Origin of the sequence: Ktedonobacter racemifer DSM 44963 (assembly GCF_000178855.1) — a bacterium.
GTDB classification, from domain to species: Bacteria; Chloroflexota; Ktedonobacteria; order Ktedonobacterales; family Ktedonobacteraceae; genus Ktedonobacter; species Ktedonobacter racemifer.
This window is the reverse complement of sequence record NZ_ADVG01000002.1, coordinates 1,400,400-1,426,593: the sequence shown is the minus strand read 5'-3', so window position 1 is coordinate 1,426,593 and position 26,194 is coordinate 1,400,400. Positions and strand designations below refer to the sequence as shown.

Here is a 26,194-nt window from a genome sequence, read left to right as displayed (position 1 = left end):
AGGTTACAGAACTGAACAATAAATGAGGAGAACTGGCAAAAACAGAAGAAATGTGCCTCATGAGAGAAAAGGTCAAGCGATTGATTTCCAGATAAGGAGAACACATCACCAGTATGACGCAATCCGCTGTCACCATCCAGATTACGCCCGTCTCAGTTCCCTCAACTCCATCCTGGCTGGGAGAAGCGGCTGCTTTCGCGCAGGTTCTCATCCATCTGGGGCTGCTCAAAACCATCCAGGAGCAGGTCCGCTTCACCCGCGCACGCTTTGGGACCTACGACACGATCGATTTTGTGGTGGTTCTGATCGGCTATGCCCTCAGTGGAGAACCCACCCTGAAAGCCTTTTACGAGCGGCTGAGCAGTGGGTCACTTTTTACAACCAGCGGCGACCACACCAAAGCCTGGGATATCCGTTCTCCCAATCAATTTGCCCAAGAGAATGGGCTTTCTCTTGTCTCTTTTTCACCCTTACGTTGAAGTTTAGGGTTTTTGGTTCTCCGTCATCTTCCGTGCAGGAAAATATGGTAGAATGAAAAGAAAGATACCCGTATTGTCCGCTACTCTGCACCTCATTTACTAAGTATCTCGAGCACTAAATCTCTTCCCACCCGCGCATCTTCATGTTTAGGGTTGAGCCTTAGAGCCGTCTCGAACATTTCCAATGCTTCATTGTATCGCCTCAATTTGTTGAGTGTGAACCCCTTGTTAGTGTAGTAGAGAACATTCCTGGAGGCGAGGCGAATGGCTTCATCGTAGACTGCAAGTGCTTCCTGATAGAATCCAAGAGAATAAAATTTATTCCCTTGTCTGTTGTAATCACTCGCGCTCATACCGGGTGTTTCAGTAAGTGGGTGAGCAGGCAATGGCGTGTGTGTAGGTGGATGATGCGCCGTCGTGTGGGGGTAAAAAGCAGGTGGGTTAAGGGAAGCGCTTAGGGTTGGAGGGAGTGATGGCTGCTGAGGAGCGCTAGCGGGTGCATAATGTGTCACCGCTTCGAGGGGGGCAGAGATAGCTTTAAGAAAGGCGGCAACGTCGGGGTAGCGGTGGCTGCGCTCCTTGGCGAGCGCTGTAAGCAGGGCGGTCTCGCAGTCAGCAGGGAGTGCGGGATTGCGTTCGCGTGGTGCGGTGGGCGGGACTTTAGTGTGTTGAAACCAGTAGGCCTCCAGGCTGGGGGCTGAGACAGCAAAGGGCCTGCAACCCGTGAGCAGTTCATAGGCCACGCATGCCAGGGCATACTGGTCGCTTTTGGGACTAACATAGCCCTCAAACTGTTCTGGGGCCATATAGGCGGGCGTGCCGCCCAGGCCCATTTTGCGTGTACTGGCTGTTTCCAGTACGACCGCGATGCCGAAGTCGGCCAGCAGGGCCTCGCCACGCGCGTTGAAGAGGATGTTGCCGGGCTTGAGGTCGCGGTGAATCACCGCTTGCTGGTGCGCGTAGTGCAGAGCCTCTCCTATCTGGGATATCAATTGCAGGGCCGTTTCGAGCTGAAAGGGATTCCCTGCCTGCTTGCGAATGCGCTCATAGAGTGATCCGCCTGTGGCATACTCAGTCGCTAGGAAAGGTTGCCCCTGATGGATTCCAGCGTCAATAATAGGCAAGACATAGGGGTGCCTGAGTTTGCGCAACAGCTTAGCCTCTTGCAGGAAGCCACGCTGCTCTTCAGGAGAATTGAGATGGGTGTGCAGTAATTTGAGCGCGACGAGCGGGTCATCATCGAAGACGGCGTGTCGTGCCTGGTAGACACTGCCATAGGTCCCGCTCTGTACCTGTGCCGTGAGAATATAGCTTCCAATCTGCTGCCCAACCAGGCTGCGATCGTGTGTCATAACACCACACTTTCATGTGCAATTGTGTATCTGAAGAGGCAAAAATACTTTATTAGTATGTTTTATATGATGCATCTATGCAACAATGACAAACGTTACTAAAAGAAGCAACCTCCGCTCTCTCTAAGAGTGTCAATGTTGAAGTTCTATGGTTCTTCGTCGTCTTCCGTGCTAGGAGACACAATGCTTGAAAATGCCGTTTGCAGAATTGGCTGCTGAAGCCAACCAGCGTGAATTACCTTTTCTCTAAGCATAAGTTTAGCACGAAAGGTGGCGGAGAACCAGGTTTTTGGGACTAGACAGTCTTATATATGCAACTCATTTTAGATGATGCAGCTTTGGCTCAATTCTTTGCATCCTGCAAGACGCCTTTTTCTACAAGATAGTTCTGTATGTCGCCAATAGATCTCATCAGGACAGAAATGTCTTCATCGGGAATTTTAATGTGAAATGTTTCCTCAAGAGCGAGCATGTATTCAACTAAATCGAGTGAATCAGCGTTGAGATCCTCAACGAACGAGGCGGTAAAGACGACTTCCATCTCATCCACTCCCAGTTGCTCGACGGTAAGTGCGACAATTCTTGGATCTATCTGACGATACGCTCTTGTAGTTCCCCGTTGACGCTTTGTCTGTTTCGATGTAGTGGGTGACGTCTGTGGTTGAGCAGAGGGAGTGGGAGGTGGTGAAATGACCTGATTGAGAGGGAGGATCTGTGGAATATCAAAAGTAATCCATGTGTCGCACAAAGAGGCCAACTGCTCAATGATATTCTGATAGAGGCTCTGTTTCATTGCCTGTTGTAGATGCTGGTTTTCTAAAAAGTGTAAAAGAATGCCATGCGTCCATCCTTTGTGCTGGAGGCTGTGATTTTCTCCAGTAGTAACTGCAACGAGGTGTGGAATGTAATGTTGCATAGCATGCATTGATTGGAAGAGGGAGTCTATATCTCCATCCGTCGTCGTTGGCTTGAGCTGAAGAAGCATAATGTGCGTCATAAGCGAATGCTCTAGCCTTATCTGTGTATCACTCGTGTTTTTATCTACAGGCATACATCCTCCTCAGATAGGTAAGCAATAGATTTTATAACAAGCATACATCATAAATTGCTGGTGTTGCATGCAAAACTTTTGGAACGTAATAGAAGGAGTTTATTGAAAATATAATTCATGTACCTGGAGCTTAGAAGATGCCAAAAAGAAGAGGATAGGCGCAACTCGCTATGACGTCTCTCTCGATGAGGAGAGGTGGTGGAATTAAGGTCGATTGCAGGCGTACATTTGCGCAAGAGTAACAGGTGATTTACACTAGTATTCCGGAGGTGCGGCAGTATCATGAGCCTGGCTTGCCTCTATCTAGCGGAAGGACGTTCCTCTGATGAAGAGATCGACGACAACCACGGCTACGCATATACACAGATCGTTTTCCCCATCTATTCTAGGCAGAACCAGCGGCTCATTACCCATTCGAGAATTGTACGCCAGCCAGGACTGTTACCAGGTGATTAGCCGCTATATCTCGCTCAATGAAAAGGGGGAGTGCAAGTGTTCACTTGGAGACCACCACACCAGCGGAGAAGGTACCCCTGCAAGGAGGACTAGGCATTGGGATCCTCTTCGTCTGGGATGCTTTCCAATAACGTGCTAGCGTCAACCTGCAGCACTTTTGCGATCTTATCCAGGGTCTCTGTTGAGACAGGCAATGTCGGCTTTTGATAGATGCGCCGAACTGTCTTGATGTCCATGTCGGCGAGCCTGGCCAGCTTCCCCTGACCAATCCCCTTTTCTGCAGCAACTTCTTTGACTTTCAACCTGATCATAGCTACCCCCTCATGTGTAGTGCTTGTGCTTGCATTGTATGGGGGTGTACCAATTGACAACAGATTGAACGTAATGGTAGTGTATGTAGCGGTAGCAGTTGTAACTGTAGGGAATGTATTCCCCTGTGTGGAAGTTGTGAGGGATATGAGGATACTCGTCATTGATGATTCGCCACTGATCCGCAAAATACTTGAGACGTGCCTGCAACGTGCTGGCCACCAGGTCATGTCATACCCTGATGGCGTAGAGGCCATGCGCCAACTTCTCTCTCCCCAGGCTCTCCTCCCTGAGTTGATCTTCCTCGATATTGACCTGCCCAAACTCAATGGCTATGAAATCGCGCGAAAGTTCAAAGCCAAACCTGCCCTCGCCGCCATCCCCATTGTCATGATCTCGCGCCATGCTGGCATCATGGATCGCCTTAAAGCGCGCTTGGCTGGCGCAAAATCGTTTCTTGCCAAACCCTTTACGACCCAACAAATTCTTGAGGAGGTTACCAATGTCGCATCACCAAACAACACCCCAGCTGGAGCACCAACAGAAAATCGATGAATTGAACCGTGCAAGGGCTGCGTTCCAGGAGCTGGAGATTGGCAGTCTTGAACACAAACACAAAAATCTCGAATTCTATCAGCTCGCGCAAAAACTCAAACGCGAGGGTATAGTTGTACAATACAACCCAGGGACTGACTGCTATATGCTGGCCGCACCAGAGGAGAGTTGACACCATGCTCAAAGTGAACTGCTGGTATCAAACCGAAAGCAACAGCTTCGTGCAGATCCTGGGGAGAGATGAGAAGAACAATGTCTTTATCGGAAGCATCGAAGGCAAGCTGCTCTGTTACGATGCAGACGGTAAACCGTATTTCCCAAGCACTCAGATTGTAGAGGAGGCTCCCGAGATTTACCGACTCAAACACGTTGAACCAGTACCAGCTCCGCTGCTCCGGGAATATATTCTGCATATCCGCATTGAGGCCGCCATCAAAGTAAAAAGTATCAACGTACGCGAGGCGGCAACGCTCGCGCCAGACCTGATTGATCTGAGGGCGCTGAGTGATGACGTTTTAGAGCACAACATCAATAGCATAAAAGTGATCGATGGGCACCTGGCTCGCGCAAAAGAACCCCTCTAATCTCTATCGCTTTATGACCAGGGATACCCGTGCAGGGGGTCCCTGGTTTTTTGTTGCCCGCAAACTACAGAAACTACAGAAGCCCCAAAACCACAAATTTTAGCTCATTTTTGATACTATACTCCGCTTCCCAGGCGGAACGAAAAGACAAACTACAGAACCACAGAAACTAAAGCTGGGGAAAGGCGTGAAAATATTTGGTATTTTGTCCGAAACTTCGAAGAAATTTTGCCTGAAACTTCGAAGGTTTGTCTGAAACTTCGAATACACAACCATAGCAGGCGCGTTGGCCGTCTCCAAAGATGAGTGCAGATTATCGCTCTTTCCCCGCAAAACGAAGCTGAGTTTTTCATGGCTCGCACTCATCTCTCCTGCTCCGATAAATGTAGTAAAACATATGCAAGCACAGTTTTACTGCATCGTTCGTTGTTGCTGCTTCATTCCCAACAGCCTCAAGACCCATGAGCCTTTTTGGTCTTACGTCAAGTCCACAGCCAAGTTTCCGTCCTCGTCCGAGCCAGTACCGCTGACGACTTGATCAATCAGCCCGATCAAGCGAAGGGCTTCACCCAAAATATTCAAGGCCGCATTGCGATCTCTCTCCTGGGAGAATTGATAATAGGCGCAGTGCGCGTTTTGGCAGAGAAACACCCGATCAGAAAGCTGCATGTCTTCCCACTTCCACCCGCAACCGTGGCACGTTTTGCTGGAAGCAAAGAAGCGATCTACCTTGATCACTTGCCCACCACGCTGCTCCACTTTCGTGGTGAGCAAGGACAAGAGCTTGCCTAAAGCCGCATCCGAGAACGAACGGGCAAGCGTGCGATTCTTGAGCAATCCTTTGAGATTGAGATCTTCAATGCCAATGATTCCATAGCAATTTGCTAGCCCGGTCGTGAGCTTGTGGAGGACATCATCTCTTAAAGAGGTGATGCGATAATGCAGTCGTGCCACCTGCCTGCGTGCTTTCTCGCGGTTTTTTGATCCCGGTTTGCGACGATGCAACCGTTTGTTCGCCTGGCGCAGTTTCTTAAGCGCCGTTTTGAGGAAGGCTTGGTTCTCAACTTCCTCTCCTGTACTCAAGGTTGCCAGCCGATTGAGCCCCACATCGATGCCAATAGCCGCCGGTCTCTTCACAGAGATAGGGTCAGGCATTTCGACCTGAATGGAAACAAACCACCAATCTGCCGTTTTGGTGATACGTGCGCCTGTGATCTTCCCGACAAAGCGTACCTTCTCTGCCATATTCACCCATCCGAGCTTGGGGACCCAGATCCGATGATCACCCAGCTCAAATTGATCGTTAGCAAGATAGAAGCTTGGCCTGCTGCGCTTTTTGCTCTTGAAGCGTGGACGGTGAGCATGTCCCTCAAAAAACGCGGCGAATGCCCTGCCCAACTCTAGAAAGGGCTGATCAGAGGCATTCTTGGTCACTTCCCAGGTCCAGGGGAATTGCTCGCGTCTGATCTCGTTGAATTGCTTCTTGAGCTTGTAAGCAGTGGGTTTTTCTCCGGCCTCATATTGCTGGTTCCACTCAGCCAGCGCCCAGTTCCACACAAAGCGAGCAGTGCCAGCGGCTTTGGCAAAGTACACTGCCTGTTCAGCTGTGGGATGCAGTCTGATCTTATGGGCGCGAATCATACGGTTCTGCTCTTTCTTTTGCCTCATATGTTCTTCAGTATAGGACAAACGTTCTCATCTGTCAAGAAGCCCGAAAGCGTGGCGTTTTGCCCATGGTTGATCCCTTTTTCCTCCTTTTTTGGAAACAGTTGCATTCTCTTTTGCTCTGTTTGGTAGGCGGGCGAATAATTGATATGTGTAAATTCATACATCTGATATGTCCGTCGTACGAGAGAAGGAATGTGATGGAGACTCAGCAAACGCCCTCAACGTGTGCTGGAACACCAGGTCTTGATGTGTTCAAGATTGCTGGAAAGTCCGTCTCCGGTTATGTGCCCAGTCGCAAGACTGGTGATGACCATCGCGTCCGAGTGCCATATACGACTCTTTTAGAGCAACGACTTTCGATCTACTTAGAATATCATCCTCATGTTCGTTGCTACCAACGTGGAGACGCGAGCGAAGCCTTTGTTCCGGCCCATCATATTGCTGTCCCCCTCGGGACTCCTTATCCCATCGACTACTTCTACGAGGGAAAAGCTCATAAATATTTACCAGATTTTATTGGTACCCTTTGCGATGGAGGGCTGCTCATCGCAGAAGCTGGCCGCGAGGAGGAAAAAAGCCAGAGGCGAGCAATCGCAAAAGCAGAAGCAGCCCAGCGTCTTGCACAACTGAAAGGAGGAGTCTATTGGCTTGGTACGAATGAGAACCTTTCGGAGTGCCGCCACTACAATCTGATTTATCTGCATGCACGTCGTCGATCATTTTCCACCTACCAGGAAATCGTAACAACGCTACCCGCTCAGTGGCCTTGGGGGCGAGACATATAGCGTAAATGAACTCATCCAGCGTTTTGGTACTCGTTGGTCTGAAGGAGAAGTTGAGGCTGCTGTGTGGAAATTGGTTGGAGATGCTGCGGCAGTAGGTCGGCTCCTTGTCGATCTCTCTGAAATCGTTTTGGATCATACAACGCCGCTTGCCTTGCTCGATCCCACTTCTCCCCCTATTCTGCCTGATCCTCTCCCGAGTTCATTAATCTGTCCATGATGGAAGGGAAGAGAAGTACAAGCTCATTCCATGAGCAAATTTCATCGGGAGAGAAACGTTTCTTTCCCTCCAAGAGTGTCTGTAAACACAAATTTTAAACTGGCGGAATTTAAACACCTACAGTTAAGGAGACAACTCACCCACAGGATAATTACGAAAGAAATCACCAGTTTAATCCCAAATTGACAGAATCGAGTCTTTCTAGTGACAGCCCATTTGCGAGGCCAGGTCATGCGTCTACTCAACATCGAATCCTCTCCGCGCGGATCCAGGTCTGCGTCTATCGCCGTCACCAGCGCCTTCCTCGAAGCCTACCGTCAGGCTTGTCCTGGGGTCATGGTCGATACCTTGAATGTCTGGGAGGAAAGGCTGCCGGACTTCGACCAGGAGGCCATCGGGGCGAAGTACAAAGGTGTGAACAAAGAACCGATGGACCAAACCGAGACCGCCGTCTGGAACAAAATCCAGGAGTTGGCGGTTCGCTTCCAGCAAGCAGACCGCATCGTGCTCGGTGTGCCCATGTGGAACTTCGCCTACCCTTACAAACTGAAGCAATTGATTGATCTGGTCTGTCAGCGGAACATGCTCTTTACCTATGACGGCATCGAGTATGGCCCTTTGCTGAAAACGCCCCGCGCTTTCGTGGTCTATGTGCGAGGCGGGACCTACGCGGAAGATTCGCCGACGCCCGCTTCCCGGTTCGACCATCAGAAAGGATACATCGATTTCTGGCTGAAGTTTCTCGGGGTCAAGGAAGTTCAGACGCTGGTGGTGGAAGGCACGACGTGGGGCGGGAAAGAGAAGGGGGAAGAGGCCATCGCGCGTGGTCAGGAGGAGGCAAAGAAGGTGGCTGCAGATTTCTAAGCGTTGCCCACCTTTCGACGCGGACGTTCAGTGATCGAACCCGCGACCCATCGAGGGAAACAACCATGAGCGGCCCACAAAATAAGCTTTCGTTTTGCCGGCAGCTAAAATGAGTCTCTTTTTCACTGTTCTTTTCTCGGGATGGTCTTGACTCATGCTTTTCGGGTCAAGTCCACACTCGGATGAATATCGTGACTTCTATGGTCTCTCAATCAATAAGGAGCAGAACATGAGTGATCCATCAAAAACGACCGAACGGCAAGACAGGCCACCCGACACCAGGATGATGCCGTCCACCTTCAACCCGGCCTATGTCCAGGGGGCCGTGAAGCCGTTTTTTCTCAGCGCGACATATCAGGGCGAACGGCCCCTGCTTTCCACGATCGACCTCACCTTTAGCAAGGAGATGGCGTTGCCGGCTCACTTCTTCGGGATGTTCTACGACCATTGGAAGCCAAATGTGGAAGAGGAGGGATCCGCGGTCTTCTTCCGAGGGTACCAGAAGCGTGGACCAAACAACGAGAGAAAAAGGATCTACTACTCGGCTCTCACGCCGGATCTGTATGGTCCGATGTACTCAGACAAGATCAAACGCTTCCTCGATGCCCTCTTCGACGAACCGAACGAAGGTAAGCCACTGATGCAACAGTACTATCAAAAATACTTCGACTTGTACTGGAACCTGCATCTCGGCATCGCGGGGGACGACATTCCGCCCGAAGTCAGGCAGATCGGGCAGAGCTTCATGGTCGTCCTCGGCTTCTGGTACCCGACCCTGCAGATCGTCCATGACAGCTACATGCGTGTGCGCCAGCTCCGTCCACTCCTCAAGGACTGGATTGACCAGCGGGTGCAAGATATAATCGACAGCCGTGTGCCCAATCCAGAGAAGACCATGGTCTACTACTGGCTCAAGAACGGTGCGCTAGGAGAGAACTTCAGGAGGAAGGACATTGTCTTCGAGTGCTTCCACAACTTTATTGCGTTCAGCCAGTGGGGCAAGATGTTCTACAACACGATGGCCCGTCTGGAGGAAACAAATGGGGACCAAACTGTTCGCTCGTGGTTTGAAAAGGCAATGAGGTATGGCCCCGACGAAACGGACAACTCCGCGTTCACACGGCTTGATCGTTTAGTGATGGAATTGTTCCGGACCATCTCGCCCAACGCAGGCAGCGCCTCAATGCTGTCTGCTCAGGAACAAGCTTTTCATACTGGAGACACTGGCTTTAGCACCATTGTTACGCCTCATCTGGAAACTAGCAGAGACCCTCTTCACTGGAACAACCCGAATGACTTCGACCCGGATCGCTATAAGCAGGCTCCGACGAGTGAACAGAACGACGAGGCCAGATGCAAGCAAGTCGGGTTGGCCCAATGTCCCTTCAGCAAGGAAGTCTTTCACGTCAAGGACGGACGGCAGGTTTCGATAACCAATAGTGCGTTCGGCGCCGTGTATGCGCGTGTCGGCGACCAAGCCTATCCGGTGTGTGACGCCACCGGGTATGCGCCATTCGGCTTCGGATACCGCCGTTGCCCAGGCGAATTCCTCAATATTGGTTTCTTCAAGGATCTCCTAAGAAAGGTGTGGAACGAAAAAATCGCCTTTACGAGGCTTCACATCGACGATGCCGAGTTGTTACCGGTGGGATCAGGAACGGTTGTGCCGGATAATATAAGCTTCAAGAGGCTATCTTGACACTCCCCCAGATAAATCCAGGGGGATTCTTCCTTCATCCAGGTGACTTGCACCATCCCATTGCTGAGACAGTGTAGAGGCCTTCCTGTCCAGAAGCGTTTCATGCACTCACAGGTGCATCAGTTCCCGTATGCCCTACGGTACTGAGAGCCTTTTGCAAAATGTTCAATGCGGCGTTATGATCCCTGTCTAAGACCACACCACACCCCGCACACACATGTGTGCGCACACTCAAGGTTTTCTTCACGAGTGTGCCACATGTAGAACACTCTTGACTCGTATAGTGTGGGGAGACTGCTATGACAGGGATTGTATGTATCGCTGCATAATACTTGACCCAAAGCAGAAATTGCTCCCATCCAGCATCGTGGATACTCTTGGCAAGGTGCCTGTTCCTCACCATATTGCGAATCTGCAACTCTTCAAAGGCAATCAAATCGTGAGATGTGACGAGCACGTTTGCCTGCTTTCTGGCAAAATCTTCGCGCTGCCTTTGGACTTTCAAATGAGCATACGCCACGGCTTGGCGGGCTTTTTTGCGGTTTTTACTCTTCTTTTGCTTGCGTGAGAGGCGACGTTGCAAGCGTTTGAGGCGATTTTCTGCCTTACGATAGTGGCGGGGATTCTCGACGGTGTTCCCTTCAGAGTCGGTGAAGAACGCTTTTAACCCAACGTCAATTCCGACCTGTTTGCCAGTGGGAACATGTTCCACCCTTCGCTGTGCCTGGATACAAAACTGAGCATAATACCCATCGGCACGCCGAATGAGGCGAACACGAGTGATGGCGGGTATGGGGCGAGTCGCAAGATCACGACTCCCGATTAAACGCAACCTCCCAATGCCACACCCATCGGTGAACGTGATATGTTTGCCATCGGGGTCCAACTTCCAACCTGTCCCCTTATACTCCACCGAGCGGTTATCGTGCTGAAAACGGGGATAGCCTTTCTTGCCGGGCTTGTTCTGTTTGCAGTTGTCATAGAAGCGTACAATGGCAGACCACGCCCGATCCGCACTGGCTTGACGAGCCTGAGAATTGAGCGAAAAGACAAAGGGGTGTTCTTTGGCAAGGAGAGCGCAATACATTTGCAAGTCATTCCTGGTGGCGTGGTCATCCATCCACAAGCGGAGGCACGTATTGCGAATGAACTGCACACTGCGAATAGCTTCATCAATGGCGGCGTATTGTGCCTTGGTGCCATCAATCTTATATTCGTAGATGAGCATTGCGCCCCTTGCTCCTTCCCTCTGTGTGATGCTCTAATTATACATCAAAATTTTGATGTATGCAAGAGGTGAAAGAGTGAGACGTACAAACATTTACCTGAATGAAAAGCAACACCAAAAATTGCATGAGCAAGCTGAGAAAGAGGGGGTCTCTGTCGCAGAATTAGTACGGCGTGCCGTGGATGCATTCCTGTTGTGGTATGATCCGTCCTACTGTCCAACTCCACCCAATCCACCCCAAATAAGGAAGAGCCATTCATCCCCCGGATAAATGAAACGTGGTGCGCCGCGCCAGCGGCGCATGACGTTTCATAAATCACGGGGCTTTCTGGCTCGTTTTCTGTAACATCGCGCGTGAAAATGCGGGGCCATTCCAGTGAATAGGTTCGCACGTATCGCCAAACGGCGGCCTATGAGAAAGCAAGGGAGAAGTGCAAAGTCTGGGTTGAGCCACGTCGAGGGTCATTTGGGATCATCTTTTGCGAGATGCTGCCAGAATGAGTTGGAAGACATCTTCGGGATGGGAAACTGGCGATGCGTGGCTTGAGGCGATCTCAAGAGTTGTCGCACCTATTCTTTTGGCCATAAAACGTTCGAGATCCGGATTAATCGTGCGATCATTTTTGGAAACGAGATACCACGATGGCACCTGTTTCCAAGCGGGTGCTCCTGATGGGGTACTAAAACATACGGGCGCAATTGGTTTCTGACTCACTGCGAGGACCCTGGCTACCGGTAACGGCACATCTTGGATAAAATCTGATGGAAAGGCTGGTGGATCAACCCAGCGGAATCCGCTACGATAGGAGGGACTGATATGTTTGGCTATTGGCGCTGGGGGGAATTTTGCGGTGAGGTCGTTGTGACTTTCTCCTTGCTCTGGGGCATAAGCCGCAGCATAGACCAGGCCAAGAAGGTTGGAGACATTGGTCCCAGCATTGGTGATGACCATTCCAGCGTAGGAGTGGCCAACCAGGATAGTGGGACCGGCGATTGAGGCGAGCGCCTGGCGAGTCACGGCAATGTCATCGGCTAAACTCGTGAGCGGAATCTGGACAGCGAGCGCATTATATTGGTGGGCTTGCAGTAAGGCGACCACCTTACTCCAGCTAGAAGCATCGACAAAGCTCCCGTGGACCAGGACAACAGTGAGTCCGACTCCAGATGCTGAGCTTTGTAGCACTTCCTGCGAACTTGAACTTGCGGCAGATGCTGAGAGTGTATTGTGACCCAGGAAAGCTGTGGTGGCAACCGCAGCACCTGCACCTTTGAAGAACGTACGGCGTGTGAAACGCGAACCCTTTTCGAGCATCTTTTCCTCCATTCCTGGTAAATGAACTGATTGGCGGAACAATTTTGCACTGAAGCAGAGAAATGGACGCTTCGATGGCTGGGAAAAGCACTCCAGAGGCGGATTTTTGTGCACCGTTTTTGTCCATTCGAGAAGTCAATGCTGAGTCGCATCACGCGCAAAAACATCACCAATCTACACAAAGAAACGGACTGAAGGTTCAACTGAGACTCTCGATCTCTCAGTTCATCTGTGCGCATTTCGCTTCTTTTCAGCGAAAAGAGGCGAATATGAGACGGGCTATGTTGCTGTGAATGTACCCATGTAGAGTGCCGTGAACCGTTCCAAAGGCTGTTTCTCAACAAACGATTAATATTTGAGCTGCTCAACATTTCCCCTTCAGTGCAAGATCGTTCCACTCTTCCGTTGGTTTGCCAATCCATGAGTGTAACTATTGAAATTCCGTGAGGTAATTTGACAATTATCTGAGGTAATCTTTTATCAAGAAAAACCGCTTCACAGGCCATTCGGACTCCTTTCCCACGTGGAGATTACCTCACATAATTCCCAAAAGAGTACCTCATCGAATTTCAATAGTTACACCATGAGAGTAGAGAGCAGATGAAAACTTGATACAGAATGAATAGCTATCAGCATAACGTCACAGTAGATTCCAAAGTTTCTGGCTCAGTTATTCATAACTGTGGTAATTGACCTGAATATCGGGCCCTGAGAAGCGGTTTGTCTTACGTTTTTTACTGAGTATGTTCTACTCCACAAAACCCAGGCACTGTGCTCAGGAACTCTCCGAGATCGAACGGGTGTCGCGACGGACGCTACGCGAAGTGCGCAGGCAGTAGCCGGATATCGGCAACCAACACTTGCAAGCGAGTTAGAGGGAGCCCCGCAAATGCTGGAAGCGACGGGGATCGATGTGCAGATCGAGCACCTCAAAGAGTCCTTTCCACAAGCTCTGGAGGCCGCACTTGCCTGGACAGTACGTGCTCGCAAACCAGAGAAGCCGTCGTTTTGCAGTTTCTTCTCAATGAAAACGTTTATTGCGCTGACAGTTTGCCAGGCAGGTCGTTCCTCTTCTCTCTTGAGGCTACAATTCATTCGAAGTTTCGGGCAAACTACCAATATTTCTGTTGTTCCTTGCAAAGGGGTCTTGTCCGTACAAGTCAATTTCTCTCTTTATAAAAAAGAAGAATATCTTCTTTATTAGTATGCCATTTTGTTGGGTTGTACGTATGGGTGGTGCTATATAGGGCAAATTTAGATAGGTTACCTACCTATTCCCTTGCAAGGGAGAGGATATATGTGATTTTTAGAAAAATGTCTGTAGTTTCTGTACTCTGCCCTTGCACGGCTTGTGGAGCGGAAAGAATCTAAAGAAACTGTTTCTGTAGTTTTCTTCGTTTTCTTTAGTTTACGCCTGCTATTTTTGACAAAATTTCACGTTTAACCAACAATACAGAATATTGTAAAGAGGAGTGCGATGATCGCAAAATTTCATTTGTCATGGCAGGTCATTAAACGCCCATTAGTAGTTGCTGTTATTGTTGGGATCGTTTTGGTTTTAATAGTTGTCGATTGTATGCTCTATGGGACCGGATTAGTAGGAAAAACGCTGTGGGATTGGTTGCAACTGGCTATTATTCCTTTCATGCTTGCCGGTGGTGGATATGTATTTAGCCAGGTACAGAAGAACAATGACCAGAAGATTGCCCAGGATAATCAGCAAGAAACAGCATTGCAGGCATATATAGATAAAATGTCAGAGCTTTTGCTTCACGAGCAGCTAGGTGAATCCTCACCTCCAGATAAAGTGGTTGCTATAGCGCAAGCGCGAACGGCAACAGTACTGCGTATCTTAGATCCTGCTCGGCGGGCAAGTCTCATTCAGTTTTTGAGTGGAGCCAATATCCTTTTAGTTTGCGTAAAAGATTCACTGGAAGGGATTGATCTCCAGGGAGCCAACCTTGCCCGATTGGATTTAACTGGAATCTCTATGAAAAAGGCGAACTTGCAGCATGCAAATTTGAGAGAGACGCGATTGGTAGATACAACATTGGATGGCGCAAACTTGCGAAGAGCTTATTTGACAGATGCTGATTTGAGCAAAGCCCGGTTGGTAGGAGCTGATTTGCAGGGTGCTCGACTCTTAAGTACCAATTTGGGGGAAGCCAAATTCCTAGGTGCCAATCTAAAAAATGCTAATTTATCGTATGCGGCTTTGCATAAAGCCAGTATCTCACAAGAACAATTGCAGAGCGCGATGCACCTTCAAGGTGCAAAAATGCCTGATGGCTCAACACATTCATAGTTCTTTAACTCGCTTATTATCGCCGCCCGGTACAATGACTACAGAAGCCGTTCAGCCTCCCCGCAAAACAACGGCGTATTGCGCCCTGGATGGCTTCACGCTTGCTATACAATGACAGAGAAGCCATCCAGGCCTCCATAAATGGTCCATGCCTCTCCTGGGTGGCTTCTTGTTGGACTGTATCAGTATCTATAAACACTATCGTTTCTTCTTCTTTGTATCCTAAGTAAGGAAAGGCCGTTTTATCCCTCGACCAACTGTACATTCCGTCCCTGATAGCCGTGTTTACTGCTCACAAAAAAGAGCGCCCAGGCGATACTCCCAGGCGCTCTTTCCCCTTGCAAGGATTCATACTGACTCTTCACATACAATAACCTCAACATTTAATCTGTTTGCCATTGCAACGTCTACTTTTTCTTTCCTATGGGGATATCCAACCACAACAGCTTTGGCTGAAGGATTGATACAATCTCGGTAGAGTAAAACCTGAGCAATTGCTTTGTGCAGTGTGCTTCGAGAGAGAGAGGCTTTGATCTCGTATATGGCGTCAGGGGTTACTATATCGGCTCTCCCATGTTCACAACGAACCTGATATTGAACAGGAATACCCTGGGCGGTAAGTTTTGCTCCAAATTCCTTTTCTAATTTTTCCTCTTTCCCACGTGGCTTTTCTGCCTTGACATTCTCTTCTAACACCTCTTCTAATGTTTTGTTTTGCCCTTTAAGCATGGCGAGAATAATTGGAAGTGAAACTGCAAGATAACCCTGTTTATGTTTAGCTAATTTATTAGCTACATCATGTGATAGAAGGCGAACCGATTCAGCAAGCTCATCTAGCACATGATAAACACCATACATACTCTCTCTCGACTCTTTACTTTAAGGAATACTTATTGCATCAAAGCAAAGTAGAAGAGATACATGCATTGGAGGGAGCATCGCAAATTCTTCTTGAAGAGATGTTGCCCTTAAATCATATTTATCCCATTCAATGTCATTGAACAGAAATTTGAATTTAGAGAGCATTTTTATCTTTTTGAGCGCTAATTTGAAATTTTGAACCTCTTTAAGAAATGCAATCCACTCATCATGAGTTTTGTGAACGTGAGGTTTAACGCCCTGAAAAATGAAACGAGAATCATATTTTGTCGTCTCAGCTGTTCTGCTGTCTTTGGATCGCTGATGGTCCATATACGTTAACACTTCGTAAACAATAGGGTGCAATTCTGGCATCTATTTTTCCTTTCTGGGAGAAAACGTACAACCTGCCTTGCTGTCATACGGACAAACTACAGAAATTAAAGAACTAAAGATCTGATGGTGGGAAAATGCTCTAGAATATGTTATGATAGAGGCCGTTGATAGGGCCTGTGCAGTGGCTACTCAGTTGTCCAGACCGTGAGCACTGCACAGGCGACCTAGGCCGCCTCATCAGCGTTTTTTGAAGATCCTCTCTTTTCTCCTGCGGTCCAGGGCTTTTCTTTTATCTCTTTTAATCGCTCTACATCACTGACTTTGAGATAGGTCTTCCTGTTACGCAGGAATTTGTGCTTTTCCATTCCCAGTTCTTTTACCCACTCAAAGACAGTCGCGCGATTCCATCCAATGATTTGAGCAGCTTCGTCTATAGACAAGTACTCTTGTCCCGCTATGTGCTCGCTCATAAGAAGTACCTCCATCTTGCGAACTGTCGTGCATGTGTTTTCTAGCACAGATAAATTGTAGCAGACATGAAAGACATGTGTCAAGCTTGCGTGTCTTAAATGTCGTAAAGTGACATCGAATTATCGGTAAAGTATTGAAAACTGTCGCATATGTGGTATACTTAGATCAGTAAATGAAAACAACGTATTCGAAGGAGATAAATCAGATGTCAAGATTTCAGCCAACCCCTCGCCACTCGCTCACCCGGGGAGCCGCTGCCGCTGCCGCTCGTGCAATCAACGCCCATCGCGTTCCTTCACTCCGCGCCCTGGCCGAAGTCATCGCCGTGACTGTTAAGATCGAGGGCGAGAAGCCTGACATCATCGTTCGCAATGGCCGCTTTGGTACCCTATATCTGCCCTGCTCTGCGATTACACCCACCCGCTTTTATGCAGTCAACTGGACAAACGGTCAACATACATTCGATTGCGATGAGGTTACTGGCCGCCACCTGGTCAAGCGCATCGAAGCGTACAGCCAGACACTCGCCGCCTAACGATTCGCCAAAAATAAAAAACGCGCTCCCTGCTCTTCAGACCTGGAAAATCGACAGAGCAGGGGCGCCCTCACCAAGCCACACAAGTGGCCTGTTTCAAGGAGAAGTATACCATATGAGCACTGAGCAACCTACCTCCATTTTTGATACTGAAGCACCGCTTCGTGTGAATCGCGCCCTCCATACAAGGCAGGCGCAGGAGATAGAATTTACTCTTTGGGAAGATGGAAGCCTTTCTGTTGAACACTGGATGCACAAGTTCGTTGGCGATGACACCCTTGCGCATGCCCAACTCACCAATAGTCAAGCGCGCTCCCTTCGTAGACTCCTGAATAAGCCTGTTACCAAAGAGATGCTTGGCATTCCTCAACTCAAGCCAGAGCACATCATAACAGAACATGAAGTACAACTTGGAGAGCATTACGTTGAAGTCCATGAAGATGGCAGTGTTGCTATTGGCAATGCTCGCACCGTAGCAGAGTTGGGTGCAGGCGAAGCCTACCGTCTCTATACGGTCCTGCACGAACTCTTTGCACACGGAAGGGGCGCGTAAATGTCAGAACAGACCCTCGCCTCTGCCGTTGATTATTCCCTGGATATCAGCCATGTCACGGGTGGCTTTCTGCACATGTCGCTTTCCAAAGCTGCAGATAACACTGTGACTTTGATTTTCAGTTGGAGTAAAGGCCCTGAAGTGGATGCCCCTGTCGATCAGGAAATCACCCTGACCGCCCATGAGACACAATTGTTGCGTGGCCTGCTCAATAGCCCTATTGCGCAAACATTGCTTGAAAGTTAATCAGCACGGAGGTGCTGAGATCTGAACTTTAGTACCTCATCTAGTGCACCTGGCAAGGAGATAAATATGCCAAGAAATCTAGGTATGGCAGGACATACGTCACCATGGAATGCTTCAGATCTGCAAGCGCACCTGGAAGATGAGTTTCCTATAGTTTTGATCGAAGAGGACGATGAATCTATCCATAGCACAACAGGCTTTTGTGTGGATCCAACCTGCCCCTGTCACGAAGACCCTGACCTCATTGGAGAGGTTAATCAGATGTACCAGGAGGGCCTGCTTACCGACTAGGAAGCGACGGATCTCGTTGCCGGCAAGACAATTTAACCGCCCAACAGGAGAGTTAGCAACCATGGAATTCGAGAAGAAAGCATTGGCGCAAGCAGCTGCGCGGTACGGTGCAGAGAATATGAAGCTACGAGCACTGCTCGCTGAAGTCGAAAAAGAACTTAAGCATGCATTGGTCTCTGATGCTCCTGGGGAAATTCTTGAAGCGCTACTTTGGAAAGTGGAAGCGGCCAATAAGTAGCACCACACACCGGGCGGAACTGCGCAGTTCCGCCCCTGGAGGATAACGATGGCAGAAACACAAATCACACCAGCTTTTAAAACTCCAATGAACTTTACCATTGTAGAGATGATCGAATTGAAAGTTATCCTTTCTTTACGCAAGGATGCGCTGGAGAAGCAACTCGCGGGTTTACCCAAGGAGATGGCCGCATCGAGAGAAGTTGTTGAGGATTGGCTCACCAAGGTCTCTGGACTTATCGAGACGGTTGAACAGGCAGACAGAATAAGTATCATGTATCCGCGTGAACGTATGTAGTTCTGCCTTTGGAGGATAAAAGCACGATGAAAGAGCAAACGTTAGCACTCAACGACAGAGTGCAGGTCATAGGAGCATGGCCCCGTAACGCAAAGGGCAAAGTTGCCATTCTCATTGGCGGGCGTAGCCCGATTGTGCGCGTGGATTTCGATCGTCCCCACAGAATCGAAGAATGTGCATATCCCTATAGCTGGTATAAGCTAGAGCAGATACAGCGTTTACAGCAGGCAGAGGAGAAACACAATATTTCGTTAAAAGCGGTAACCAACATCAAGCGGCCCATCTCGACATGAGGATAGCAGAAGAAGTGGAAGAAGTCAATATAGTTCTTTACAGACCACTCGTATCTATATAGCTACCCTCTCCGAGGCCTCGGAGAGGGCTTCTTGTTAATGCTGATAAAGTGTTTGGGCAATGCCTCCATTGCGCGAACAGGTACTTCGCCTGTCGCCCGATTTGCTATATTGACCATCGCTACATTGCACTACGTAGCCTGCTCCATTCCAAAAATTGGAGATGCACTTGAAGTAACTGCAAAAATCCGGATTGGGGTTAGTGACCACCTGTCCTGGATTAAAATCATATCCCCAGGGATTCCCATTCACACCTGTTGTGGCCGGGATAGGTGTTGGAGTAGGAGGCGGAGCTAGCGGTTGTGTTGGCGTTAGCCTGGTCGGATTTGTCTGTGTGTGCTGCATTGTTGCTGCAGGCAGGGCTTGCTGGGCTAACAAGTTGTCTGATGACGTGTCTTCGCTTGCACTGGTGCACATAAAACAGAGCAGCAATGCTCCCAGTAGCGTAAAGCAGCCAATGTTGTCCTGAACCTTCTTTGATCGTTTTCTGAACCAGGCCCAGGGCGCAAAACACGAAGGGTGAGATGGTGTCATTGGTGCGTGTGTTATTGAAGAGTAAGGCGGAGGCGGAGATGGAACCTGAAATGGATGCGTTAAATCATTATTCATCCCTAACATCTTCCTTTCCAAATCAACATGCCAAAGGGTAGACGTAAGTTCTAGAAGAAATTAGGGGATGAACAAAGAGCGCCTTCTTTATTAGAAGTATGCCAGGCCAAAAAACAAAAAGAAGATGCCTGGTGGGGGTAACCCCAGACATCTTCTCAAAGCATCTTCTCTCGTCTTTATGGAAACAAGTCTTCGCATCACCAAAGTTTGCTTTTACCGATTATACCAAAAATAGGCACCTGTTCCAACGTTGTGGCACTTTTGTGGTATCAATAAAGAACAAATGAGAAAAGCTTATTTGATTTGTCACTACCTTACTGTACAAGCGTTCTGAGATATTTTATACTGCTTGTCAGTTCTCGTTTAGACTAAATAAGCTCAGCTATCCTCCGGAGTGCAGAGGATAGCCTCGTAGGGTACTGTTGCTGTCATAGCAAAAACAGGGTTCTCCGGCGCAACGAGTTGAAAGCAGCGTACACATTGGCACAGTGAAGAAACATACAGTAGTGTACCATTTTGACAGCATACTGTCATTTTGACAGTATGCTGTCAAAATGGTACACTACTGCTATGAAGTCAACAGGAAAACCAAACGATCCTCTCGGCAGGTTCGCGTTAAGCATTTTTTGGATCAACGGGTTGCTTCTGCGCAACGGCGATAGACTGACGCGATCCATCGGCCAAAGCAGCGCCAGGTGGCAAGTGCTTGGTCGAGTCGGCTATCAGCCGCAGACGGTGGCGCAGATCGCGCGGGACATGGGCCATGCTCGTCAGAGCGTGCAGCGTGTTGCGGACGTTTTGGCAAAAGAAGGCCTGGTTGTCTACCGGGAGAACCTGGCAAACCGGCGTTCACCATTGCTTGAACTGACGCCGCACGGGGCAGACATTCTCAGGACGATCTATTCCCTCAACGAAGAATGGACGCGACATATGATGACCAAACTCAACCCGGAGCAATTAGACGTGGTAGCTGACGCACTTGAGGAGATTGCACACATCATGGAGGCTGATGAACAACAGATCAGCCAACACGAGACGAGAAAAGAGGAACGACTATGAACGACCCGTACTTTATTGGGCTAGACAGTAAGGATCCGGCGAACGTTGTACTCGGCGCGGCGTTTCAGTCCTACACTGTACAATTACGTGATGCGTCAGTACATTATGTCTCGGGCGGTAGCGGTCCGGCGATTCTTTTTCTGCACGGATTTTCGGAAGACTGGTACGAGTTCAGCAAGGTGATGTGCCTGCTTGCTGGCCGATACACCGTGATTGCCGTTGACTTACGGGGCATAGGAAAGTCCAAAGCGACGCGAGACGACTATGATGCGGAGACACAGGCGCATGATATTCACGAGCTGACCAGCCAGCTTGCTCTGAAAGATCCCTACCTTGTTGGCCATGATATGGGCGGCATGATCGCGTACGCGTATGCTCGCCTGTACCCGTCCGAAACGCGAGGGATCGCGATCTTGGACGGCCCGCTCCCCGGTACAGCCAGCACCGACCTCATGGTCAAGATGCCATTCCTCTGGCACTTCACCTTTCACCGTCTCCCCAAACTCCCCGAACGGTTGATTGGTGGTCGTGAGTACACCTATTTTAAAAGGGCATTCTTCCTGCGCTTCGCAAAGAACAAGCAGGCCATGACAGACGCAGACATGCGTCACTACGCGAGCGCCTATCAACTTCCCGAACAGCTGCGAGCTGGGCTTGGCTTGTATCGAACCTATCAAAAGAACCGGGTCTTCATGAGATCTCACCGCGACGAGTTGGATGTGCCTCTCTTGCTCATCGAGGGTGACCATATGGGCTCCGGGAAGCCGGGGCCAACGGCCAATGAGCTCACCAAAAAGTTTGGTTGTCGCAAGGTGATCGCACAGGTAGCGGCAGGCTGTGGGCATTTTATGGCCACTGAACAGCCACAGGTTATTGCCGACCTTCTCCAAAACCAAGCGTAGTCATGTTGCAAGGAGAAGCTTGTCGCGACCTTACGGAGAGCCTCGTGGGCTCTCTGTCCTTCCGGGTGAAAGCAGACGGAAGGGACGAATTGACGTGTAGACCAGAAAAGCTCAAGCGATCCTTCACAAGAGGGATCGCTTGAAGCGAGTAAGGTTCCAACCAACAAAAAAAGCAGGAGCATTCCTCAAATGAACCTTCACACATTGCAAACCTTTCGTCACGAGGTCTACGCCTGCTTTGGGACAGCCAAAGATGTCTTGTTCAACACGGTGGATGCGTTGCTGACCGAAGATCGTGCGCGCTCGTTCCCAGAATTGTCGTTGTCGGCCAGCTTTGAGCGGCGCTGGCCCAGTTTGTACGAGGGTTTGGAAGATGGACAAATTAACTCGTCGCGTTTGTGCGAGGTCTTTACCCAGTTTTTGCCAGCCTGCATGCGGGAGCAGACCCTCTGGGTGGGCATCGATGTGAGCGGGATTGCCCGTCCTCGTTCGCGCACCTCGGCGGATCGCAGTGCCCAACATGTGCATAATCTGCCGGAGTGCAAAAAAACGGTCACGTATGGATGGCAGTTCTCGACTGCGGTCGCTTTGCCACCGACGCCAAGCAGTTGGACCTACGCCCTGTGTGAACAACGGGTCACGACCGAGACCACGCCTGCTCAGGTCGCGTTGGCGCAGATGAAACAGCTGGTGACGTTGTTGCCAAAGGATACCATCTGTGTCCTGGATCGCGGCTACGACTCGACCTGGTTCTGGTGCCAATGTAGCGCATTGCCCCACAAAGGAACGTTGATCCGCTTGAAAAGCAACCGCTGCTTCTATCGACCGGCTCCCGAGAAAACGGGCAAACGCGGTAGTCCCCGCAAAGATGGCGACAAACTGCGCCCAGACACCGAGGCCACCCATGGCAGCCCTGACGGACAGTGGGAGGGTCTGGATGAGAAAGAGCGACCTGTCCGCCTGCGCTGGTGGAAACACCTGCATCTCAAAGAGGCGCGCTATCTGGACTTGACCGTCATTCGGGTTGAACGGCCTCACGCCAGCAATACCGAGCGTGATCCGCGCGTGAGTTGGTTCGTTTGGATTGGTGATCCTGAGGTCGATCTGGTGACCATTGGCCTGGGGTACGTCTTGCGCTTTAGTCACGAGCATGGCTATCGCTTCCAGAAGCAGTCCTTGCTCTGGGATCAGCCACGTCTGCGCACTCCTGAGCAGTTCGAACGCTGGACGCATCTGGTGGCGATTGCCCACAATCACCTGGTTTTGGCCAAAGAGATGGTCGAATCCGTCCTTCGTCCTTGGGAAAGCAAGCACCGGCCTGCGACCCCGCAACAGGTGCATCGCGCGATGGACAAATTGTTGCCGCAGTTGGGGACGCCTGCTCGTCACCCACAACCACGCGGGAAATCGCCGGGGCGGGCAAAAGGGACCAAAATCGGCAAGGCTCAGCGCTTTTCGATCGTCACAAAGACGCCAAAACTGCCAAAACTGGTCCCGATCTAGCCCTTTGGCTCGCTCTCTCATGGCTTTGCTATCTTTTCACAGAACCCCTGGAGGAGTTCTGGTGGAGGGCGTTTAGTCTACCTAAGTTTCGCCCAAAATAACAACAATCTGGAAGGGAGCAAGCAGCTCCTGCAAGGGATAGAGGAGTGAGTGAGCCAGGGGAGCGTCCTGATTGAGCTCGATCTCAACCACCTGATGCAACGCATTGAAACGGAGCAAACCGCTGACATGAAAGACATCACGCACCATACGCAAGATGCCATAACGATGGATTTTTGGGCTGTTCAGCCAGCGACGTGCCCAGACCACCACGTTGTGAGCCAGTGAGCCGAGCAGCGCCAGCATGTACTGCGCCTCAAAGCGCTTCTTATTGCGTTTCGTCAGTCCCAATCCCTGTTTATCACCCTTGAAGGAGGTTTCGATGCCTCCACCACGCTGATCATAAAAGGTCACATAGGCCAAGAGCACCGCCGTGGGATCAGCTGCTTGCGATGCCTCCCATCCCAGAAGGGGAAGAACCTGCTCAATCGAGAGCGAACACATCAGAATGCCATAAGCAAATGTGCCATCTCTTCTGCGACAGCGTACCGCAATACGTCGCATGGGACGGACGTAGCCAGCGGCTTCCTCGCTCACCCAGCCAAAGGAACGTTCCGACCAGGTGGGGTCCTGGACCCATTCCTTGACCGTTTGAGACAGTCGCGTGATACGTCGTCCCGAGTATTCTTTCGCCATGACCTCGTAGCCTCGGGAGAGCAGCCAATGGAGGTCGTCCTCGGTTCCCGCACCTGCATCGACACGGATAATGGTCCGTCTGCGTTTGGCATCGTCCAATTGCAAGGTCGTCTCAGCAGTCTCTACCAGCGGTTGCAGAGCCTTGATCAGTTGGACATTGCCTGCAAAAAGCTGATCGACCACGACTTCTTCATACTGGGTCGCCAGCACACGACCCAATTGCCGCCCTCGGCGATGATAGAGTCCTGCAAAATAGCCGCGCGTGGCAAACGCCGCTTTTGGTCCACAAGGCATGCCCGTCAGGTCCACGTCCAAGAGTTGAAAAGCGGCCTGATAGTCATGATGAAAGCCTTGGCTCTGAGCGCGGTAGATCTCATCGAGCGCCTGATGCAACTGAAGGACATTTTCCTCAGCACAGGCAGAAAGCGTCTCTTGCACCACCGACTGCTCAGCACAAGAGGTTCGACCGAAGGCTCGTTGCAAGCCCGGATCGGCTCGCAGCCGACTGTTGATTTCTACCAGTCCATGGGCTCCAGCCAACAGACTGATAAACGCATCCATCAGCTTGTCGAGAGGCGTATGCTTGATGGTTTTCTGCCTGATCTGCACTCTCTTGCGGATCGGGCTCAAGACATCCAATTGCTGCAATTTGGCTCCTATGGCGGCCAGGATGGCGCATCCAGTGAAATGGTTCGTTGTTGTTGTGATAGACTCGTTCATGGTGATACTCCTTTTTCTAATGAAAGCTCCTTTGTTCCTTCATTAGCTATGGAGTATCGCTCTGCTTTTTGCAAGCTCTGCACTGGCTCGCTGGACTGTCGTCAATTTGGGCGAAACTTAGGTAGGCTAAACGAGAAAGCCTCGGACAAAGAAAAAATCCGTTCACGTCATTCCCACATTTACATCTACGCGCCTCGACCATCTGCAGATCTTCGCTAGAGCAACACTTTTCAGATCAGAAGCAGATGGAGATGGAGCGGGAGACTCCATAGTTCAAGCTATTTTGTGCTTGTGAATTTACCAAAACGAAAGTGGTCAACCTCGCTTTTTGAGCCGCGTTGGTCGGCAGTAACAGACGAGCTGCTCAAGTGGGAGGGCAAGTGCTTACATCGGAGGGCCAAACTCGCTCATGTCGCAAGTCATTTACCAATTACTCTTATTCATGAGGCTATGCCAGTGCCCCCTCCTTGCAAGGGAGAGGGCTTTTTGTTGGGCTAATGGGAATAGAGTGGCCGCATGTCGCCCCCATGTCGCGAACAGCTTCCACGTATCCCACCAGACTTGCTATACATCCCATCCTGGCACTCTTCAACGTATCCATTGCCATTCCAGAACGAGGCGATACAAGAGAAATAGGAACAGAACGCTCCAGGTGGCGAGTAAATCACGTTCCCCGGGTTGAAATTATATCCCCATGGATTACCATTTACGCCAGTTGGCGGCGGCGGCGGTTGTGTTGGCTTAGGAGCCGGCGGTTGTGTCGGTACTGGCGTGGGTGTAGGTGGTACAGGTGTGGGCGTTGGTTTAGGCGTAGGTGACGGTGTTGGTGTTGGCGTGGGGCTGGTCGGGTTGGTTTTGGTGTATTGCACCTTTACCGCGGGCGAGCTGGAGGACTGCTGGGCTGCAAGTGAGTTGCCCGATGATGGATGAGCATTTGCCATGGCGCATGTGCAACAAAGCATTACGGCTACCAGTATGGTCAGCGTCGCGATGCAGCCTTGTGCCTTCTTTGATTGCCTTCTGTACCAGGCCCAAGGTGAAGCAGGTTTATTGGGTGGAGGACCTGGTGGGGTTAATGGCCTATAAGGCGGCGGAGGTAGGAATGGAGTCTGATACGGTTGGGTTGGGTCGTTATTGTTCATCCCTGACATCTTCCTTTCCATCTTTAAAAATGCAAAGGAGTAGACGTAGGCTCTAGAAGGAATTAGGGGATGGATAGAGGGAACTCTCTTTATAAGACGTAAGCCAGGCGCAAAAATAAAAAAAGAAGATGCCTGGCGGGGGTAACCCCAGACATCCTCTCAAAGCATCTCTTCTCTCTTTATGGAAACAAGAACTCGCATCACCAAGTTTTGCTTTGATCGATTATACCAAAAAATAAGAAGCGGTTCCAACGTTGTAGCACTTTTGTGGTGCTATTGAAAAACAAATGTGAAAAGCTTGTTTGATTGGTACTAACCAACTATACAAGCGTTCTGAGATGTTTTATACTGCTGTACAGCGCCCACAACAAAGGTCTATCCATGGTTGTTAAGGTTCAAAAAAGAGCAAGTCGTAATGACTTGCTCTTTTTTTCGGGAGTGGGGTACTGCAAATAGTATAATAAATTGTTGTGTTTATTCCA

Annotated in this window: 32 protein-coding genes and 1 pseudogene; 21 read left to right on the top strand and 12 right to left on the bottom strand. The window is 50.0% G+C overall.

The features are described from left to right. Positions 1-113: 113 nt before the first annotated feature. The gene (locus tag KRAC_RS22555) at positions 114-479 is read left to right on the top strand and encodes a glutathione S-transferase family protein (protein ID WP_007911082.1); all 366 of its coding nucleotides are present in this window, start codon (positions 114-116) and stop codon (positions 477-479) included. A gap of 92 nt (positions 480-571) precedes the next feature. On the opposite strand, the gene KRAC_RS62240 is transcribed toward KRAC_RS22555, so the two are convergent. The 3 genes and pseudogenes from KRAC_RS62240 to KRAC_RS79640 form a co-directional block, all read right to left on the bottom strand. After that, the gene (locus KRAC_RS62240) at positions 572-1,831 is read right to left on the bottom strand and encodes a serine/threonine-protein kinase (protein WP_007911081.1); all 1,260 of its coding nucleotides are present in this window, start codon (positions 1,829-1,831) and stop codon (positions 572-574) included. A gap of 343 nt (positions 1,832-2,174) precedes the next feature. Further along, positions 2,175-2,423 carry an acyl carrier protein gene (locus tag KRAC_RS79645; protein ID WP_040444736.1) on the bottom strand — a complete coding sequence of 83 codons (249 nt, stop codon included), beginning with the start codon at positions 2,421-2,423 and terminating at the stop codon, positions 2,175-2,177. A 138-nt stretch (positions 2,424-2,561) separates the two neighbouring features. Further along, a pseudogene (locus tag KRAC_RS79640) lies at positions 2,562-2,816 on the bottom strand (Dabb family protein); the annotation flags it as partial. A gap of 348 nt (positions 2,817-3,164) precedes the next feature. Here KRAC_RS79640 and KRAC_RS71540 point away from each other — a divergent pair. Further along, positions 3,165-3,338, top strand: coding sequence for a hypothetical protein (locus KRAC_RS71540; protein WP_007911079.1), 174 nt, complete (start codon positions 3,165-3,167; stop codon positions 3,336-3,338). Positions 3,339-3,427: 89 nt separating this feature from the next. Here KRAC_RS71540 and KRAC_RS22540 read toward each other — a convergent pair whose 3' ends face one another. After that, positions 3,428-3,649 (bottom strand): helix-turn-helix domain-containing protein, encoded by a 222-nt coding sequence (locus tag KRAC_RS22540; protein ID WP_007911078.1) that lies wholly within the window; start codon positions 3,647-3,649, stop codon positions 3,428-3,430. Between the two features lie 145 nt (positions 3,650-3,794). Here KRAC_RS22540 and KRAC_RS22535 point away from each other — a divergent pair, with 145 nt between their 5' ends. Further along, entirely contained in the window at positions 3,795-4,202 is a 408-nt protein-coding gene (locus KRAC_RS22535) for a response regulator (RefSeq protein ID WP_052568517.1), read from the top strand. A 176-nt stretch (positions 4,203-4,378) separates the two neighbouring features. Beyond that, positions 4,379-4,786, top strand: a complete 408-nt coding sequence (locus tag KRAC_RS22530; RefSeq protein ID WP_007911068.1) for a hypothetical protein — start codon at positions 4,379-4,381, stop codon at positions 4,784-4,786. 477 nt (positions 4,787-5,263) lie between these two features. Here KRAC_RS22530 and KRAC_RS22525 read toward each other — a convergent pair whose 3' ends face one another. Next, positions 5,264-6,427, bottom strand: a complete 1,164-nt coding sequence (locus KRAC_RS22525; protein ID WP_052568514.1) for an RNA-guided endonuclease InsQ/TnpB family protein — start codon at positions 6,425-6,427, stop codon at positions 5,264-5,266. 224 nt (positions 6,428-6,651) lie between these two features. Between KRAC_RS22525 and KRAC_RS22520 the strand changes: the two genes are divergently transcribed. From KRAC_RS22520 to KRAC_RS22510, 3 genes are all read left to right on the top strand, one after another. Beyond that, a complete protein-coding gene (locus KRAC_RS22520; RefSeq protein ID WP_007911063.1) occupies positions 6,652-7,239 on the top strand; it encodes a hypothetical protein in 588 nt (195 codons plus the stop codon). A 448-nt stretch (positions 7,240-7,687) separates the two neighbouring features. Continuing rightward, positions 7,688-8,320 carry an FMN-dependent NADH-azoreductase gene (locus KRAC_RS22515; protein ID WP_007911062.1) on the top strand — a complete coding sequence of 211 codons (633 nt, stop codon included), beginning with the start codon at positions 7,688-7,690 and terminating at the stop codon, positions 8,318-8,320. Positions 8,321-8,549: 229 nt separating this feature from the next. Then, positions 8,550-10,019, top strand: a complete 1,470-nt coding sequence (locus KRAC_RS22510; RefSeq protein WP_007911061.1) for a cytochrome P450 family protein — start codon at positions 8,550-8,552, stop codon at positions 10,017-10,019. A 100-nt stretch (positions 10,020-10,119) separates the two neighbouring features. On the opposite strand, the gene KRAC_RS22505 is transcribed toward KRAC_RS22510, so the two are convergent. Continuing rightward, the gene (locus KRAC_RS22505) at positions 10,120-11,247 is read right to left on the bottom strand and encodes an RNA-guided endonuclease InsQ/TnpB family protein (protein ID WP_007911060.1); all 1,128 of its coding nucleotides are present in this window, start codon (positions 11,245-11,247) and stop codon (positions 10,120-10,122) included. Between the two features lie 55 nt (positions 11,248-11,302). Here KRAC_RS22505 and KRAC_RS78400 point away from each other — a divergent pair, with 55 nt between their 5' ends. Further along, positions 11,303-11,518: a ribbon-helix-helix domain-containing protein gene (locus tag KRAC_RS78400; protein WP_274532128.1), complete on the top strand. Its 216-nt coding sequence runs from the start codon at positions 11,303-11,305 to the stop codon at positions 11,516-11,518. A gap of 201 nt (positions 11,519-11,719) precedes the next feature. On the opposite strand, the gene KRAC_RS22500 is transcribed toward KRAC_RS78400, so the two are convergent. Next, positions 11,720-12,559 (bottom strand): alpha/beta hydrolase, encoded by an 840-nt coding sequence (locus KRAC_RS22500; protein ID WP_083814787.1) that lies wholly within the window; start codon positions 12,557-12,559, stop codon positions 11,720-11,722. Positions 12,560-13,448: 889 nt separating this feature from the next. Between KRAC_RS22500 and KRAC_RS74650 the strand changes: the two genes are divergently transcribed. Both KRAC_RS74650 and KRAC_RS62235 read left to right on the top strand, forming a co-directional pair. Next, positions 13,449-13,763, top strand: coding sequence for a hypothetical protein (locus KRAC_RS74650; protein WP_007911059.1), 315 nt, complete (start codon positions 13,449-13,451; stop codon positions 13,761-13,763). A 273-nt stretch (positions 13,764-14,036) separates the two neighbouring features. Then, positions 14,037-14,864: a pentapeptide repeat-containing protein gene (locus KRAC_RS62235; protein ID WP_007911058.1), complete on the top strand. Its 828-nt coding sequence runs from the start codon at positions 14,037-14,039 to the stop codon at positions 14,862-14,864. A gap of 348 nt (positions 14,865-15,212) precedes the next feature. Here the strand turns inward: KRAC_RS62235 and KRAC_RS22480 are convergent, their stop codons facing one another. The 3 genes from KRAC_RS22480 to KRAC_RS22470 form a co-directional block, all read right to left on the bottom strand. Further along, positions 15,213-15,722, bottom strand: coding sequence for a hypothetical protein (locus tag KRAC_RS22480; protein ID WP_007911056.1), 510 nt, complete (start codon positions 15,720-15,722; stop codon positions 15,213-15,215). A 21-nt stretch (positions 15,723-15,743) separates the two neighbouring features. Beyond that, positions 15,744-16,097, bottom strand: a complete 354-nt coding sequence (locus KRAC_RS22475; RefSeq protein ID WP_007911054.1) for a hypothetical protein — start codon at positions 16,095-16,097, stop codon at positions 15,744-15,746. A gap of 185 nt (positions 16,098-16,282) precedes the next feature. Further along, a complete protein-coding gene (locus KRAC_RS22470) occupies positions 16,283-16,528 on the bottom strand; it encodes a MerR family transcriptional regulator (RefSeq protein ID WP_007911052.1) in 246 nt (81 codons plus the stop codon). A gap of 206 nt (positions 16,529-16,734) precedes the next feature. On the opposite strand from KRAC_RS22470, the gene KRAC_RS22465 reads away from it, so the two are divergent. From KRAC_RS22465 to KRAC_RS22440, 7 genes are all read left to right on the top strand, one after another. Then, positions 16,735-17,064, top strand: coding sequence for a hypothetical protein (locus KRAC_RS22465; RefSeq protein ID WP_007911050.1), 330 nt, complete (start codon positions 16,735-16,737; stop codon positions 17,062-17,064). 115 nt (positions 17,065-17,179) lie between these two features. After that, positions 17,180-17,617: a hypothetical protein gene (locus KRAC_RS22460; protein WP_007911049.1), complete on the top strand. Its 438-nt coding sequence runs from the start codon at positions 17,180-17,182 to the stop codon at positions 17,615-17,617. Beyond that, positions 17,618-17,863 (top strand): hypothetical protein, encoded by a 246-nt coding sequence (locus KRAC_RS22455; RefSeq protein WP_007911047.1) that lies wholly within the window; start codon positions 17,618-17,620, stop codon positions 17,861-17,863. A 66-nt stretch (positions 17,864-17,929) separates the two neighbouring features. Continuing rightward, positions 17,930-18,154, top strand: coding sequence for a hypothetical protein (locus KRAC_RS22450; RefSeq protein ID WP_007911045.1), 225 nt, complete (start codon positions 17,930-17,932; stop codon positions 18,152-18,154). A gap of 61 nt (positions 18,155-18,215) precedes the next feature. Continuing rightward, a complete protein-coding gene (locus KRAC_RS71530; protein WP_007911044.1) occupies positions 18,216-18,392 on the top strand; it encodes a hypothetical protein in 177 nt (58 codons plus the stop codon). Positions 18,393-18,440: 48 nt separating this feature from the next. Then, positions 18,441-18,689 (top strand): hypothetical protein, encoded by a 249-nt coding sequence (locus KRAC_RS22445; RefSeq protein WP_007911043.1) that lies wholly within the window; start codon positions 18,441-18,443, stop codon positions 18,687-18,689. Positions 18,690-18,715: 26 nt separating this feature from the next. Then, the gene (locus tag KRAC_RS22440) at positions 18,716-18,982 is read left to right on the top strand and encodes a hypothetical protein (RefSeq protein ID WP_007911042.1); all 267 of its coding nucleotides are present in this window, start codon (positions 18,716-18,718) and stop codon (positions 18,980-18,982) included. 96 nt (positions 18,983-19,078) lie between these two features. On the opposite strand, the gene KRAC_RS66380 is transcribed toward KRAC_RS22440, so the two are convergent. Then, on the bottom strand, positions 19,079-19,651 hold the full coding sequence (locus KRAC_RS66380; protein ID WP_007911041.1) for a DUF3761 domain-containing protein: 573 nt from the start codon (positions 19,649-19,651) through the stop codon (positions 19,079-19,081). 570 nt (positions 19,652-20,221) lie between these two features. On the opposite strand from KRAC_RS66380, the gene KRAC_RS22435 reads away from it, so the two are divergent. From KRAC_RS22435 to KRAC_RS22425, 3 genes are all read left to right on the top strand, one after another. Further along, entirely contained in the window at positions 20,222-20,710 is a 489-nt protein-coding gene (locus tag KRAC_RS22435) for a MarR family winged helix-turn-helix transcriptional regulator (RefSeq protein WP_040444014.1), read from the top strand. After that, on the top strand, positions 20,707-21,612 hold the full coding sequence (locus KRAC_RS62230; protein ID WP_007911039.1) for an alpha/beta fold hydrolase: 906 nt from the start codon (positions 20,707-20,709) through the stop codon (positions 21,610-21,612). Before KRAC_RS22435 ends, KRAC_RS62230 begins: the two co-directional genes overlap by 4 nt. A 189-nt stretch (positions 21,613-21,801) precedes the next feature. Further along, positions 21,802-23,115, top strand: a complete 1,314-nt coding sequence (locus tag KRAC_RS22425; protein ID WP_007911037.1) for an NF041680 family putative transposase — start codon at positions 21,802-21,804, stop codon at positions 23,113-23,115. An 81-nt stretch (positions 23,116-23,196) separates the two neighbouring features. Here the strand turns inward: KRAC_RS22425 and KRAC_RS22420 are convergent, their stop codons facing one another. Further along, positions 23,197-24,570 carry a transposase gene (locus KRAC_RS22420; protein ID WP_007911035.1) on the bottom strand — a complete coding sequence of 458 codons (1,374 nt, stop codon included), beginning with the start codon at positions 24,568-24,570 and terminating at the stop codon, positions 23,197-23,199. 678 nt (positions 24,571-25,248) lie between these two features. Here KRAC_RS22420 and KRAC_RS66375 point away from each other — a divergent pair. Next, on the top strand, positions 25,249-25,500 hold the full coding sequence (locus KRAC_RS66375; protein ID WP_075164333.1) for a hypothetical protein: 252 nt from the start codon (positions 25,249-25,251) through the stop codon (positions 25,498-25,500). The last annotated feature ends 694 nt before the right edge of the window (positions 25,501-26,194 follow it).